The organism is Echinicola jeungdonensis, assembly GCF_030409905.1.
In the GTDB taxonomy this organism is placed as follows: domain Bacteria; phylum Bacteroidota; class Bacteroidia; order Cytophagales; family Cyclobacteriaceae; genus Echinicola; species Echinicola jeungdonensis.
Genome location: NZ_JAUFQT010000001.1, coordinates 2,852,344 through 2,867,500 on the forward strand (window position 1 = coordinate 2,852,344; position 15,157 = coordinate 2,867,500).

Below are 15,157 nucleotides of genomic sequence, written 5' to 3' on the forward strand. Positions count from 1 at the left end.
ATTACAAGGTTCCTGAATTGCCGGTTTCAAAAGCTTTTTTTTTTGAAATAAATCATCCTTTGTGCGGGTGAGTAATAACCGAATTTTATTTATGATCCAGATTAATGTGATAAACTTTTGGTTTTGTTGTATTGATATTGGGTAAGTTGTTTTTTAAATATTGAAAAATAATCTGGTAATAATTATATAAAAATAGGAGGAAAATACTTTTAAATTTTATGAAAGATAAATAAATAGTAAAAATTAATTTAAATAATGATATAAAATAAAAATGGTAATAAAATAGATTTTTATTAAAAAAAAATAAAAATGGGAAATAAAATTTTTTTAAAATAACAAAATAAAGAATAAAAAACATATTAAAAGTAAAAAATAAATAACAAAAAATTGTATGTAAAAAAATGTGTTTGATGGCGTTTTGAATGTGTTTGTAGAAAAAACAAATAAAATTGGATTATTAACTGTATAAAAGTTAAATTAATAGTAGTTAACCAAAAAAATATACACATGAGGAAAATATTACTTCTTGGACTAACGCTGGTTTTTGCAAGTGCAGTGGCATTTGCTCAAACAAGGGTTACAGGAAAGGTGACTTCTTCTGAAAATGGGGAAGCCTTACCTGGTGTAAGCGTTCTGGTACAAGGCACCTCAGTTGGTGCAGTAACAGATTTGGATGGTAACTACTCACTCCAAGTGCCAGAGGGTGGGGAAGTTTTGATCTTCTCTTTTATAGGAATGACTACCAAGGAGGTAGCCATCGGAGACAGATCTATTATTAATGTGGAAATGGAATCTGAAGCAAGAGTGTTATCAGAAGTAGTTGTAACGGCAATGGGTATTACAAGAGAGAAGGCATCTCTGGGGTATTCCGTGCAAGAAGTAGATTCAGAAGAGCTAAATAAATCCCAACAAACGGATGTAATCAGTTCGTTGGCTGGGAGGGTTTCCGGAGTTCAATTGAATTCCTCAACCAATATCGGTGGATCTAAACGGATTACTATTCGGGGGGCAAGCTCCTTTTTTGGTGAGAACCAACCCCTGATTGTTATTGATGGATTGCCGGTAAACAATTCCAACTTTAACAGTGATGCCATGCAAGATGGTAGTGGGGGATATGATTATGGAAATATGCTCAATGATATTAACCCTAATGATATTGAAAGTATTTCCATATTAAAAGGTACTGCAGCGGCCCTCTACGGTTCCCGTGCTGCCAACGGTGTGATTTTAATAACTACTAAAAAGGGCTCTCTTGGAAAAGAGGCATTTAAGGTAGACTTAAGTTCCTCCGTAAATTTTGAAAGCGTTTATTTGATGCCCGAACTTCAAAGGAAATATGGAGGAGGGGCAATAATAAGTGATGAGGATGGTGGTGAAGATGGATTTGCGGTGGTCAATATTGAAGGAACGGATTATAAGGTAGTTCAATATGGAATCGATGAAAGTTGGGGCCCAAGATATGACCCAAACATTTCCGTTCTCCACTGGGATGCCTTTAGCGAGGATTATCCAGAGGATTATTTGCAGCCAAGGCCTTGGGTTGCCCCCGAAAATGATGTGCGTGATTTTTTTGAAACGGGAGTGTCTACAGTTAATTCAGTAGCCGTTTCAAGGTCAAATTTAAATTCCTCCGTACGTTTGGCCTATACCAATACCCATACAACTGGAACCCTTCCTGGTTCGGAACTTGACCAAAATAATTTTTCTCTCAGTGGTAAAGCTGAAGTTTTTGATAAGTTCAAAACTTCAGCATCTTTGAATTATATAAGGGCAGCAACCAAAGGCAGGCCATTATTAGGTTATCCTGCTTCGAATCAGCCATATGGTAGCCCATTGGGTCAAATTCTTTTCCAATGGACCCAGCGACAAATAGACTATGAACGTTCCAAAAAATACCTAAACAGTGATGGGTCCCAAAGATCCTGGAACAGGAATGCATGGGATGATCCTACCCCTCACTACTCCGATAATCACCACTGGGCAGCATATGAAAATTATGCAGATGATGAAAGAGACCGATTTTATGGAAATATTGGCCTTAATTATGAAATAATAGAAGGCTTGAACCTGGGCGGACGGATAAGCGGTGATTTGTATTCCTTTTATAACCGGGAGCGCGTTGCTGTGGGTTCACAAGCTCAGTCCTATTATTATGAGGCGGTAAGAAACAATAATGAATTCAACTATGAGGCCACCTTGGGTTATGAAAAGCAATTAAATGAGGAGCTTCATTTGACTGCTTTGGTAGGGGGTAACCAAATGAGACAAAGGCTACACCTTAACAGGGGAGAAACTTCAGGTGGACTGGTTGTAGCGAAGCTATATAATTTGCTTAATTCAGCAGGGGCGGTGTTGCCAAATGATCGAACTACAGAAAAAAGTATCAATAGTTTGTTTGCCACTGCCAATTTAGGTTATAGGGATATGCTTTACCTGGACCTTACTGCAAGGAACGATTGGTCTTCCACATTACCGGAAGATAATAACTCTTACTTTTATCCCTCAGCATCTCTAAGTTTTTTGTTTTCAGAACCTCTTGACTACTCCTGGTTGAGTTATGGTAAATTACGTCTTGGTGCAGCAAGGGTATCTAAAGATACAGATGCCTATAATGTATTGACCACCTATCAATTCAATACAGATGGAACATTCCAAAGTGTGCCAAGGATATTTGCTCCTGAGGATTTGTTAAATAGTAACCTGAAACCAGAGAATACAGACACTTGGGAAGTTGGCCTTGAAGCAAGCTTGTTCCGTGATCGGCTTGGATTTGATATTACCTATTTTAAGAATGTTACTACAGACCAGATTATCCCATTGGAGTTGTCCAGAGCTACCGGTTATGATGCTAAGTTTATTAATGCAGGTGAAATCGAAAACAAAGGGATAGAGGTCATGTTAAGGGGTACCCCTGTTCAGAACAGTGATTTTAAATGGGATATCAATGTCAACTTTACCAGAATAAATAATGAGGTTGTTGAAATTATTGAAGGTATAGAGGCTATGGACCTTGGCAGTGCTCCATTTGATGGGGTTACCTTGAGAGCATCGGTAGGAGAACGATATGGACAGCTTTGGGGATATGATTTTATTTATGATGAGCAAGGTAATAAAGTAGTTCAGTCCAATGGATATTGGGCCAGAACCCCAAATTTAGTTCCCCTTGGCTCTGTGATTCCAGATTATAATATGGGAATCAGGAATAACCTTACCTATGGTAATTTTGACCTGAGCATTTTGTTTGATATTCAGCAAGGTGGTAAGTTTTATTCCGTTTCACACATGTGGGGTCACTATGCTGGACTGTGGGGACCAACTGCTGCAGTAAATGACAAAGGCAATGAAATTCGGTCTCCGGTATCAGAAGGAGGAGGCATCAGGCTTGATGGTGTTACAGGTGATGTTGTATTTAATGAAGTAGGTACTGTTGAATTTAATGAAGACGGTCCTTATACTGTTTCCAATACAGCACCAAATGAAACCTATGTTTCAGGTCAAGGATGGGCTGCAAGACATTATCATGGCTTTGGTTCTCCAAGTGCCCAAAGTGTGTTTGATGCAGACTATATTAAATTAAGAGAGCTGGCCATTGGGTATAACTTTAATATGAGCAGGAATAATTATATCAGGAGTTTGCGGGTTTCCGCCTATGGAAGAAATTTTTGGACCTTCGGCCTTGATTACAAAGGTTTGGATCCAGAAGTTACTGTAAATGGCTCTAATAATGTTCAGGGGATCGAGGGATCCTTTATGCCTACCTCAAAAACTTTTGGAGTTCGAGTGGATATTGGACTATAAATACCTAGCGATATGAAAAGCTTTAAAATAAAAATATTCGTAACTGGATTGACAACCCTATTATGGGCTTGTGATCTGGATTATAAAGAGAACCCTAATGAAATCACGGATCCTCCAACTTCTGGATTGCTAAATGATGCGACCAAAAAAATGATGGATGACCTTTACGATGAGTGGTTTCAAGGAAGGTTCACCTTGGTGACCATGCAATATTGGACTCAATCCGAATATGCCGATGAAGACCGGTATGTGTACAGAGAGTCCCAAAGGGAAACTTGGGAAGATTTCTATGCAAATCTAGAAAACTTGAGGAAGGTCCTTTATTTGAATACAAATGAGGATACCAGAGTGGAAAATAGCCAGTATGGCGCCAATGAAAATCAAATTGCGGTAGTTAGAATATTAATGGCTTGGACCTTTAATGTAATGGCCGATACATGGGGTGATATTCCTTATTATTCCTATGGTTCCGATGATGCTGATTTTCAGGCGCTAAGAGTTGCGGATGTAGAAGAGGAGATTTTATCTCCGGCATATGCTTCACAGGAAAAAATATATGCCGATATCCTCAATGAGTTACAAGAGGCTGAGGCGATGATTGATGAAGCGGCTTTAGGAGTAGTGGGTGATAATATTTATGGAGGTGAAGAGAATCAAATGGCCCTTTGGAAAAAATTTGCCAATTCTCTTCGTCTAAGGGTTGCCCTTAAAATTAGTGGGGTTAATCCTTCTTTGGCAGAAACTCACATCAATGACGCCATATCCAAGGGCGTTTTTACTTCAAATGAAGAAAATGCAGGATTTACTTATGAGTCCAGTGATGTTAACGCAGCACCAATTTACAGGGCTTTTAATGTCAGCAATAGGAAGGATTTTGCCATTTCGCACCCTTTCTGTCAAATGTTGTTAGGTAATAATCTTGTTGATCACGATGGAAATGATATTACTGATAACCCCTTCAGTGGAATAAGGGATCCGAGATTAGAGATGTATGCCATTCCAAATAGTAATGGCGATTTTGTCGGGATGCCGGTTAATGAGAGTTCTTCTGAAGCTCAGGTGTTTGTATGGGAGAGTTTGCCCGGGGATAAAATAATAAATGTCCCTAACTATACTCAAACCCTAATGGAATTTGCTGAAGTTTCATTTATCCTAAGTGAACTGAACAATTGGAACCAAACTCATTATGAAAATGGGGTTAGGGCTTCTATGCAGAAATGGGGAGTGCCAACAGAAGATATCGATGCGTATATTGCAGCTTTGCCACCTGCAAGTGAAGAAACCGTATTGACACAAAAGTATATTTCCTTATACATGGATGCCCATACCGCTTGGCAAGAGTATAGAAGAACTGGATACCCCCAAACATTGATTCTCCCTGGGACAGAGTTTAGTGTTACACCTGTTGCAGGAACGACAATTGATTATACCTTTTCATCTCTTGTAGATGGGATTACTGACATTCCTTTCAGGATGCAATATCCAGATTTTGAAAGGACCTTAAATGGGGACAATAGAAGACAAGCTGTCAGTAATCTTGATAATGGGGATGCATTAAATTCCAAGTTATGGTGGGATGTAAATTAAAAATTAAATAAAATGAAAATAATAAATGCCACCCTAATTTTAGGGTGGCATTTTACCTGCCTTAAATGCTTATTTAAGGGATAAATTCCCAAATTAGGCAATACTCTAAAAAGGATTGGTGATAGCGGGGTACTTTTTTTATCTTTGCACTCTGAATTCCTAATTGTAAAATGATACACGTTTCTAGAAGAGAACATTTTAATGCTGCCCATAAGCTTTGGAACCCCAATTGGACAGAGGAAAAGAATATAGAGGTTTTTGGGCCCTGTGCCAATGCGAATTGGCATGGCCATAACTTTGAATTAATTGTAACCGTAAAAGGGGAGCCGGACGCAGATACTGGATTTGTGGTAGATCTTAAGGCATTGAGTACCTTAATTAGGCGGTTGGTAATTGACAAAGTGGACCATAAAAACCTCAATATGGACGTGGATTTTATGCAAGGGAAAATGGCCAGCTGTGAAAATTTGGCAATGGAATTTTGGAAAATATTGAAGCCTGCGGTGGATAAAATCACCTCACAGGGAGGATTACATAAGGTTACCTTATATGAGACCCCTAGAAATTTTGTTGAATATTATGGGGAATAGCTTTCCTGATCCTTGGGTAATAATGGTTTTTTAGAGTTAACAGGATAGTAAATCTTTATTTTTTTGTATCATGTGGTATTGCTGTAGGGAAAGACTTTTAAATTACTTTGATGAAATATTATGTAATTTCCGGTGAAAGGTCTGGGGATTTGCATGCCTCCAACCTTATTCACTCCATCAAAACCAAAGATAAAGAAGCTGTATTCCGAGGAATGGGAGGGGATTATTGTGCAGATGCCGGAATGAGCCTGGTTGCCCATTATGAGGAAGTGGCAGTTATGGGCTTTGTGGAGGTTTTATTGGGCTTTAGAAAAATCTTGAGGTACCTGTCCAAGGTAAAACAAGATATAGTGGATTTTAAGCCTGATGCGGTGATTTTAGTGGATTATGCGGGTTTTAATATGAAAATTGCCCGGTTTGCAAAAAAGGAGGGCTTTAGGGTACATTATTACATCGCTCCAAAAGTTTGGGCTTGGAACCAAAAGAGGGCCTTACAACTAAAGGCCACAGTGGACCACCTTTATTCCATCCTACCTTTTGAACCTGAATTTTTTAGAAAATTTGATTGGGAGGTTAATTATGTTGGAAACCCATTGCTGGATGAAATTGGAAAATTTGAGGCCCATGATTTTTTTTACCAGAAAAATGAATTGAGTTATAAACCCATCATCGCTTTGCTTCCGGGAAGCAGAAAGCAGGAGGTTCAAGGCATGTTAAAAACCATGGTAGAAGTGATCCCAAAATTCCCCAATGCTCAGTTTATCATTGCGGGAGTCGGAAACCTTGATATAGAGGTCTATCAGGTAGCTTTGAATTTGGGGGTGAGGGTAATTTTTGACCAGACCTATGACATTCTTTATCATGCTACTGCTGCCGTAGTGACTTCTGGAACGGCTACTTTGGAAACGGCCTTGTTTAGAGTTCCTCAGGTGGTGGTGTACAAAACAAGTGGAATCAGTTATGCTATAGGTAAAAGATTAATTAAAGTTCCCTTTATTTCATTGGTTAACTTAATTGCAGAAAAGGAAGTAGTAAAAGAGCTTATCCAAAAGCAATATAATGGAGACAATCTTTTAAAGGAACTGAAAGCCATTCTTGGGGATAATCAAAAGAAAGCCCAAATGTTGAATGGGTATTCTGAAATTCGGGAAAAATTGGGGGAGAAAAGTGCCTCACAAGAAACAGCTCATTTAATCATAGAGGCAATAAAAAAATAAATCCGCCAAATATTCCTTTTGGGATCAAAAGGCAATTTGACGGATTTAAAGTGTATGGTTTTATTCGATTTTAAGGTATTAGGCTACCTGAAGTTTTTTGAATTTAGACTTGTCAAATTGGCGTTGAGCATATTTTCTATCTATTACAAGCTCTTTGATTTCCTTTTCAGAAGGGATTTCATACATGGCATCTGTAATAATAGCCTCACAAATTGATCTTAGACCTCTGGCACCCAAATTATACTCTACTGCTTTTTCAACTATAAAATCGATACCTCCTTCTTGAAATTCCAGTTTTACACCCTCCATTTCCAATAACTTTACATATTGCTTGGTCAATGCATTTTTTGGTTCGGTAAGGATGCTTTTAAGAGTTCCTTTGTCCAAGGGATCCAGGTGGGTTAAAACAGGAAGTCGGCCAATCAACTCAGGGATCAATCCAAAAGATTTCAGGTCAGGAGCGGTAACGTATTGTAATAAATTGTTTCTGTCGATAATTTCCTGCTCTGATTTTTTACTGAAACCAAGGGGTTGGGTGTTGAGCCTGTTGGCAATATGCCTGGATATCCCATCAAATGCCCCTCCGCAGATAAACAAGATGTTTTCTGTATTTACAGAGATCATTTTTTGATCAGGATGTTTTCTCCCTCCTTGGGGCGGAACATTGACAGAAGTCCCTTCTAATAATTTGAGCATGGCTTGCTGAACACCTTCTCCACTCACGTCCCTGGTGATAGATGGGTTATCAGACTTCCTTGCAATTTTATCGATCTCATCGATGTAAACAATGCCCCTTTCAGCAGCTTCCACATTGTAATCTGCTGATTGAAGTAATCTGGTCAGGATGCTTTCCACATCCTCTCCAACATACCCTGCTTCTGTCAGTACAGTGGCATCGGCAATGCAAAAGGGAACCTCAAGAATCTTAGCTAAGGTTTTGGCCAGGTAGGTTTTTCCTGTTCCGGTATCACCGACCATGATGATATTGGATTTTTCAATCTTTATATCGTCTTCTCCATGTTTCTGTAACAATCTTTTATAATGATTGTAAACAGCTACAGTCAAGGTTTTTTTGGCTTCATTTTGTCCGATTACATATTGATTAAGGTACTCGGTAAGCTCTTTGGGCTTCCTTAACTTGAATTTTGGTTTTTTGTCTTCCTTTTTGGTTTTCTCCTCTTCCCCTAAGATTTGATATGCCTGGTCAATGCAGAAATTGCAGATATGGGCTGATATTCCTGATACCATCAGGTCAACGTCCTTTTTATTTCTACCACAGAAGGAGCATGTTACTTGAGCCATGAGTTATTTTTTTCTTGTCAACACTTCATCAATTAAGCCATATTCTTTGGCTTCTGGAGCTCTCATCCAATAATCCCTATCGGAGTTCTTTTCAATCTGTTCTATGTCTTTTCCGGAATGGTGGGCAAGGATTTCATAGAGCTCCTTTTTCAATAACAAAATTTGCTTTGCAGTAATTTCAATATCAGAGGCTTGTCCCTGGGCGCCACCTAAAGGTTGATGGATCATGATCCTTGAGTGAGGTAATGCAGCCCTTTTACCCGTTCCGCCTCCTGACAACAATACTGCTCCCATAGAAGCTGCCAATCCAGTACAGATGGTTCCCACATCTGGATTGATATACTGCATGGTATCATAAATTCCAAGTCCAGCATATACTGATCCACCAGGACTATTGATATATAATAAAATGTCTTTTTTAGAATCCACGGACTCCAGGAAAAGTAATTGGGCGGTGATGATATTGGCAATATGATCATCGATTTGGGTTCCTAGAAAAATAATCCTATCCATGATCAACCTGGAAAACACATCGATTTCCCTAAAATTGGTTGGCCGCTCTTCAATTACGGAGCGGGTCATGTTTTCGATATGATTTGTATATTGATCAAATGCAGTACCGCTCACTCCCTGATTATGGATTGCGTATTTTCTGAATTCCTCTTTGTTAATCATGTTTTGCAGTTTAGTTCTGTACAAAAATAAAAAAAGCCCTTAAAAAAGGACTTTTTATTTACGATTTATTCTTTGAATTAGTTTTCTAAAAGCTCTTTAAATTTATCGACGCTTAATTTCTCCTCTTTCAGCGTTATTTTCTCTTTAACAAAATCAAGAACTTTGTCGTTTTGAACGGCTGTTAATATTTGCATGTAATTTTGGCCATCATTGCCCTGAAGGTAATTGTTGACAAACATGTCCATATTGTCTTCCATCTGTGAGCCTAGGCCGGAAGAAGCCAATTGTTCGCGGATCATGTCCTGGGTTTTGGCGACAACATCTTCATGTTCCGCTTTTATTTCATTTTCTTCGGCAATTTTGTTGGAAACCAAAGACCACGTCAATTGCTTCACGTAAGCAGGAAATTCCTTTTCAATTTCCGAATCGGAAACTTTTCCTTCGTTTGCTTTACGCAACCATTCCTTTAAGAATTCTTCAGGAAGGTCCAAGTTGGCCTTTTCCACCAATAGATCCTTGATTTTTTCCTCAGTAAATACCTTGGTCTCCCTATCGTAGCTTTCTCCCAGGATTTCCTTAACCTTCTCCACAAATTCCTCCTCAGTTTTCACCTGATCAGGACCAAATACTTTGTCAAATAGTTCCTGATCCAAATCAGCATCTTCAGTTCTATTGATGTTTTGGACGGTAAAGGTGAAGGTTCCGGAGATTTTTGAAGCATCCTCATCAGATACATTCAATACTTCCTTAAGGTCACCTTTGATGGCTTTGGAAGGGTCAAATTCAATTTCAGCTCCTTTCTCAACTCCAATGAATTTTTTCAAAGACCTTCCGTCCAATTTTGACAAAGGAAGAGAAAGCGTTTGTTCGTAAGAGCCGTCAGTTGCTTTCAAATCCCCATAAAGGAAATCATTCTCCTGGCTTACCTCAGGGTTGGTCATTTTACCATACTGACGTCTGATATTTTGGATGGCGTCATCAATCGCTTTTTTGTCAACCTCAAGTTTATAATCGGTAGCTTTAAGGCTCTCATCGATTTTGACATCTAAATTCTCAACAAAGCCAATTTTATAGGCAAATTCAAATTCTTTTTGATTTTTCCAATCAATAGCTTCAGCCGCTTTAGTTTCAGGAAGTGGGTCACCCAAGATCTTAAAACTCTGTTCTTTGATATAATCATTCAAAGATGAGGAAAGAATATCGTTAATTTCTTCAACCAAAACGGAAGTACCATAGAGGTTTTTGATCATGGCCGCAGGAGCCTTGCCTGGACGGAAACCTTTGATATTGGCTTTCTTAGCGTAGTCTTTAAGTTTGGCATCAACTTTTGGTTGATAATCTGCTTCATTTAATTTAATTTTAATTGAAGCTTGATTGGCTGAATGCTTGTCTAATGTGATTTCCAAGGCAGTAATGATTAAGATTTGCTATAAACTAAAAACCCTCAACCTCGACGCCTTTTCCCATTCCGAATATTCGGGGTCGGGGTGCTGGTTCGGGATTGAGGGCTGGTTGATTAGTGCGGATGGAGGGACTCGAACCCCCATGCCTCGCGGCGCTAGATCCTAAGTCTAGTGCGTCTACCAATTTCGCCACATCCGCATTTGGTGTGTTGGACTGCTTAAGCCCTTGTCACAACCAATTCTCTAATGTGGATGCAAAGGTAGTAAGGAAATATTAACATGCAATAGTTTGAGGGTAAATTTTGATAAAAAATAATTGGGAAATTGTTTAAATGGTTTGTAATCAAATAGATAAAAATAATGTTTTTAAGGATGAGAAGGAGTTGGATAGGAAGAAGTGGAATTAGGGAAATTGAAAATAAAAATAAATTGGAGGCTGTACATTCTAAAAAAAATAGAATTGTTTTAACTTCGATTATATGATTAAAGTAGATATAGAGGAAGAAAGAAAAGAAATACTCAAAAGGTACAGAAAGGTATTAAGATTGGCTAAGCCATTATTGAAAGATGGAGATGCCAAAATTATAAAGAAGGCATTTAACGTATCCAGTGAGGCGCATAAGGAAATGCGTAGAAAATCTGGAGAGCCTTATATATATCATCCTTTGGACGTTGCACTGGTTTGTGTGGAGGAAATAGGTCTGGGAACCACCAGTATTGTGGCTGCTTTGTTGCACGATGTTGTTGAAGATACTGAGTGGGAACTGGAAGATATCGAAAGGGAATTTGGACCAAAAGTGGCCAAAATCATTGATGGGCTCACCAAGATATCAGGGGTGTTTGAATATGGAAGTTCCCAACAAGCGGAGAATTTCCGGAAAATGCTGCTTACACTTTCTGATGATGTCAGAGTAATTTTGATTAAACTGGCAGATAGGCTCAATAATATGCGCACCTTGGAAAGCATGCCTCGCCATAAACAGCTCAAAATTGCCTCTGAGACGATGTATCTCTATGCGCCATTGGCGCATAGATTGGGTTTATATGCTATCAAATCCGAACTTGAGGATTTGTATTTGAAATATACTGATTCGGAAACCTATAATTTTATTGTCCAAAAAATTGCCGATACCCGGATCTCCAGAAATAAATTTATTAAAAGTTTTGTGGCACCAATTGAGCGGGAGCTGACTACGCAGAATTTTAAGTTTAATATTAAAGGAAGGCCAAAATCGATTTTTTCCATTTATAATAAAATGAAAAAACAAAATATACCTTTTGAGGAGGTATATGATTTGTTTGCCATTCGGGTGATCATTGATTCCAAATATGAAAATGAAAAAGCGGATTGTTGGCAGGTATATTCCATTGTGACCGATTTTTACCGCCCCAACCCTGACAGGTTAAGGGATTGGATCAGTACTCCACGGGCCAATGGTTATGAATCTTTGCATACCACCGTAATGAGTAATACAGGTCAATGGGTGGAGGTTCAGATCAGAACCAAAAGGATGGATGATATTGCCGAAAGGGGGTATGCAGCTCACTGGAAGTATAAAGAAAAGGATATCAGTCCCTCCAAGGGTGGGGCCGGTTTAGATGATTGGATTACCCAGGTCAGGACTCTGCTTGAGTCCAACGATGGTTCGGCTATTGAGTTTATGGACGACTTCAGGGGTAACCTTTTTCAGGATGAAGTTTTTGTGTTTACCCCAAAAGGGGATTTGAAAGTGCTTCCTTTTAATGCAACAGCTCTTGATTTTGCTTTTGAAATTCACTCAGAAGTGGGGGCAAAGTGTATCGGTGCAAAAATCAATCAAAAACTTGTCCCCATTAATCATAAATTGAAAAATGGTGACCAGGTTGAGATTCTTACCTCAAATAAACAAAAACCGTCAGAGGATTGGTTAAAATCAGTCATAACCTCAAGGGCCAAGGCCAAGATCAAGGATGCATTAAGAGAAGAGAAAAAATCCTTGATTATGGACGGGAAAGAGATTGTCCAAAGGAAGTTGAAACAAATGAAAATGGACTTTTCCTCTGTGGTGGTTGAACAGCTTAGAGCATTTTTTGAAACCAAAACGGCCAATGAGTTTTATTTTAAAGTTGGAAAGGGTTCCATAGATGCCACTTCCATTAAGGGTTTTAAAGACTTTAAAAAGACCAAAAAGAAAAAAAGCAAAAGCCCCCTTCAAAATGTGGTGGATGAATCTTCATTTACCAAGGAGATCAAAAGCCTTAAAGGGCCAGATCATGACCAATTATTGATAGGGGAGGATATGGATGTCGTGGATTATATCTTGGCAAAATGTTGTAACCCTATTCCTGGAGATGATGTTTTTGGTTTTGTGACCGTAAATGAAGGAATAAAAATCCATCGGACTTCATGTCCAAATGCATTGGAGTTACTATCAAATCATGGGAATAGGGTCATCAAAGCACGTTGGACCAGCCAACAGGAAATTGCATTTTTGGCAGGATTGAAAATAGTGGGAACGGATAGGGTTGGATTGATCAATGATCTGACTCAAGTTATTTCCAGTGAATTGAAAGTTAATATGCGTTCCATAACCGTGGATTCAGATAGCGGGCTTTTTGAAGGTTCCATAAAACTATATGTACACAGTACCCACCATTTGGAAAATCTGATTAATAATCTCTCCAAAGTACCCGGAGTGATTAAGGTAACCCGATTTGATTAAATGGCTGGCCTTATTTGAATCATTTCTAAATAAGAAGTGTATATTTGTAAAAAAAAAAAGGAAAAAAATGGCATTGAACGAAACGCTATTTGAAGAAGTAAAAAAAATATTTACCGCTTATTTAGAAAATAAAAAGCTTAGAAAGACCCCAGAAAGGTATGCCATATTGGAGGAGATTTACGGTCGTGATGGTCATTTTGATGTAGAATCTTTGTACATCAGCATGAAAAACAAAAACTACCGGGTGAGCAGGGCTACAGTTTATAATACTTTGGATTTGCTGGTAGAATGCGACCTGGTGACCAAACACCAGTTTGGTCAAAACCTGGCCCAATACGAAAAATCTTATGGTTACAAGCAGCATGACCATTTGATTTGCACAGAATGCCATAAGGTGGTAGAATTCTGTGATCCAAGGATTCAGAACATTCAAAATACCGTTGGGGAGATTTTAAATTTTAATATTATCCACCATTCATTAATTTTGTACGGTAATTGTACCAAGGAATCGTGTGAAAATAAATTGGCCGTATGAAATTAACCTATAATTCTAAAAGGGAAGGTAACAGCATTATCATCAGTATTAATGGGGATCTCATCGGAGATGAAGTAGGTCCGCAATTAGTGGAAATGGTTTCTGATGCTGTTCAGGATAAAATTAAAAATTGCATTATTGACCTTAAAGGTGTTAGGTACATCAGCTCAAGTGGAATTGGAGTTTTGATCACCATGCTGACAAAAATGAGAAATGCCGGGGGAGAGGTCTACCTAACCTCGCCTTCAGAGCATGTTAAAAAACTTTTGATCATCACTAAACTTAATAATATTTTCACTGTTTTCGATTCTTTGGAAGATGCAAAAGAAAAAGTAGTTTAAAATTTATTGAAAATATGATAGCAACTGGATAAAAAAAAGGGGATCTAGTTGCTATTTTTTTTTGTTATTGCAAACTTCACGCGAAAATTTATCAATCTATAACATATATAGCACATAAAAATGAATATGGACGTTCTTTTAGGCCTACAGTGGGGGGATGAAGGCAAAGGTAAGGTAGTTGATTTCCTCGCACCTAAGTATGACATGGTCGCCAGGTTTCAGGGAGGTCCTAATGCAGGTCATACCTTGGAGTTTGATGGAATCAAACATGTGCTCCACCAGATTCCAAGCGGTATTTTCAGAGATAATTTAAAAAATGTAATTGGAAATGGGGTGGTTTTAGACCCTGTTGTGTTGAGGAAGGAGATTGAAGGACTTGGAAAGTTCAATATTTCATTCCAAAAAAACTTATTTGTCTCCAAAAAGGCAACCATAATTATTCCTACCCATAAATTACTGGATGCAGCCTATGAAAAGTCCAAAGGGGATAAAAAAATTGGTTCTACTTTAAAAGGGATAGGGCCAACGTATCAGGATAAAATAGGCAGGGTTGCCCTTAGAGTGGGGGATATCCTAAGTCCTGATTTTAATGAAAAATATAATGCTCTGGTAGAGAAGCATAAAAATATTTTAGCATTTTATGATTTTGATTTAAAGGAGTTGCCCCAATTGGAAAAGTCATTTTTTGAGGCGGTTGAATTTTTCAAATCACTGAATTTAATAGATAGTGAATATGAAGTGAATTCCGCCATGTCCAATGGAAGTAAAGTTTTGGCAGAAGGTGCTCAAGGCTCTTTGTTGGATATAGACTTTGGTAGCTATCCTTTTGTTACCAGTAGTAGCACCATGACCGCTGGGGCCTGTACGGGGCTAGGAGTTTCTCCAGCCACCATTGGGGATGTATTTGGTATTTTTAAGGCATATTGTACCAGGGTTGGAAGCGGGCCTTTCCCAACGGAACTCTTTGATGATGAAGGGGAGAAAATGAGAAAAGAAGGTAATGAGTT

11 protein-coding genes and 1 tRNA gene (1 of these 12 cut by a window edge) are annotated in these 15,157 nt (G+C 38.5%); 8 read left to right on the forward strand and 4 right to left on the reverse strand.

Annotation, left to right across the window (positions count from 1 at the left end; genetic code table 11):
- Positions 1-507: 507 nt before the first annotated feature.
- The 4 genes from QWY93_RS11880 to lpxB all read left to right on the forward strand — a co-directional run bounded on the left by QWY93_RS11880 (position 508) and on the right by lpxB (position 7,192).
- Positions 508-3,798 carry a SusC/RagA family TonB-linked outer membrane protein gene (locus QWY93_RS11880; RefSeq protein ID WP_290248477.1) on the forward strand — a complete coding sequence of 1,097 codons (3,291 nt, stop codon included), beginning with the start codon at positions 508-510 and terminating at the stop codon, positions 3,796-3,798.
- 12 nt (positions 3,799-3,810) lie between these two features.
- Positions 3,811-5,385: a SusD/RagB family nutrient-binding outer membrane lipoprotein gene (locus tag QWY93_RS11885; protein ID WP_290248478.1), complete on the forward strand. Its 1,575-nt coding sequence runs from the start codon at positions 3,811-3,813 to the stop codon at positions 5,383-5,385.
- Positions 5,386-5,555: 170 nt separating this feature from the next.
- A complete protein-coding gene (locus QWY93_RS11890; protein ID WP_290248479.1) occupies positions 5,556-5,975 on the forward strand; it encodes a 6-pyruvoyl trahydropterin synthase family protein in 420 nt (139 codons plus the stop codon).
- 110 nt (positions 5,976-6,085) lie between these two features.
- Positions 6,086-7,192: a lipid-A-disaccharide synthase gene (lpxB, locus tag QWY93_RS11895; RefSeq protein WP_290248480.1), complete on the forward strand. Its 1,107-nt coding sequence runs from the start codon at positions 6,086-6,088 to the stop codon at positions 7,190-7,192.
- A gap of 78 nt (positions 7,193-7,270) precedes the next feature.
- On the opposite strand, the gene clpX is transcribed toward lpxB, so the two are convergent.
- From clpX to QWY93_RS11915, 4 genes are all read right to left on the reverse strand, one after another.
- Positions 7,271-8,494, reverse strand: coding sequence for an ATP-dependent Clp protease ATP-binding subunit ClpX (gene clpX / locus QWY93_RS11900; RefSeq protein ID WP_290248481.1), 1,224 nt, complete (start codon positions 8,492-8,494; stop codon positions 7,271-7,273).
- Positions 8,495-8,497: 3 nt separating this feature from the next.
- Complete coding sequence (locus QWY93_RS11905) at positions 8,498-9,169, reverse strand: ATP-dependent Clp protease proteolytic subunit (RefSeq protein ID WP_290248482.1); 672 nt, start codon at positions 9,167-9,169, stop codon at positions 8,498-8,500.
- 77 nt (positions 9,170-9,246) lie between these two features.
- Positions 9,247-10,575 carry a trigger factor gene (tig, locus tag QWY93_RS11910; protein ID WP_290248483.1) on the reverse strand — a complete coding sequence of 443 codons (1,329 nt, stop codon included), beginning with the start codon at positions 10,573-10,575 and terminating at the stop codon, positions 9,247-9,249.
- Positions 10,576-10,689: 114 nt separating this feature from the next.
- Positions 10,690-10,771 (reverse strand) — tRNA-Leu (locus QWY93_RS11915).
- A 280-nt stretch (positions 10,772-11,051) separates the two neighbouring features.
- On the opposite strand from QWY93_RS11915, the gene QWY93_RS11920 reads away from it, so the two are divergent.
- From QWY93_RS11920 to QWY93_RS11935, 4 genes are all read left to right on the forward strand, one after another.
- The gene (locus QWY93_RS11920) at positions 11,052-13,274 is read left to right on the forward strand and encodes a RelA/SpoT family protein (protein WP_290248484.1); all 2,223 of its coding nucleotides are present in this window, start codon (positions 11,052-11,054) and stop codon (positions 13,272-13,274) included.
- A gap of 67 nt (positions 13,275-13,341) precedes the next feature.
- Positions 13,342-13,809: a Fur family transcriptional regulator gene (locus tag QWY93_RS11925; RefSeq protein ID WP_290248486.1), complete on the forward strand. Its 468-nt coding sequence runs from the start codon at positions 13,342-13,344 to the stop codon at positions 13,807-13,809.
- Entirely contained in the window at positions 13,806-14,150 is a 345-nt protein-coding gene (locus tag QWY93_RS11930) for an STAS domain-containing protein (RefSeq protein WP_290248487.1), read from the forward strand. The genes QWY93_RS11925 and QWY93_RS11930 overlap by 4 nt, the downstream gene beginning before the upstream one ends.
- Before the next feature lie 120 nt (positions 14,151-14,270).
- Positions 14,271-15,157, forward strand: the 5' portion of a protein-coding gene (locus QWY93_RS11935; RefSeq protein WP_290248488.1) for an adenylosuccinate synthase. 385 nt of this gene lie beyond the right edge of the window; 887 of the gene's 1,272 nt are visible here — the first part of the coding sequence; its start codon is at positions 14,271-14,273; its stop codon lies off the right edge, out of view.

Bases quoted from the DNA above. Each gene is read 5' to 3' on its own strand.
- QWY93_RS11880 (WP_290248477.1), top strand. From the start codon at position 508: ATGAGGAAAATATTACTTCTTGGACTAACGCTGGTTTTTGCAAGTGCA.
- QWY93_RS11885 (WP_290248478.1), top strand. From the start codon at position 3,811: ATGAAAAGCTTTAAAATAAAAATATTCGTAACTGGATTGACAACCCTA.
- QWY93_RS11890 (WP_290248479.1), top strand. From the start codon at position 5,556: ATGATACACGTTTCTAGAAGAGAACATTTTAATGCTGCCCATAAGCTT.
- lpxB (WP_290248480.1), top strand. From the start codon at position 6,086: ATGAAATATTATGTAATTTCCGGTGAAAGGTCTGGGGATTTGCATGCC.
- clpX (WP_290248481.1), bottom strand. From the start codon at position 8,494: ATGGCTCAAGTAACATGCTCCTTCTGTGGTAGAAATAAAAAGGACGTT.
- QWY93_RS11905 (WP_290248482.1), bottom strand. From the start codon at position 9,169: ATGATTAACAAAGAGGAATTCAGAAAATACGCAATCCATAATCAGGGA.
- QWY93_RS11920 (WP_290248484.1), top strand. From the start codon at position 11,052: ATGATTAAAGTAGATATAGAGGAAGAAAGAAAAGAAATACTCAAAAGG.
- QWY93_RS11925 (WP_290248486.1), top strand. From the start codon at position 13,342: ATGGCATTGAACGAAACGCTATTTGAAGAAGTAAAAAAAATATTTACC.
- QWY93_RS11930 (WP_290248487.1), top strand. From the start codon at position 13,806: ATGAAATTAACCTATAATTCTAAAAGGGAAGGTAACAGCATTATCATC.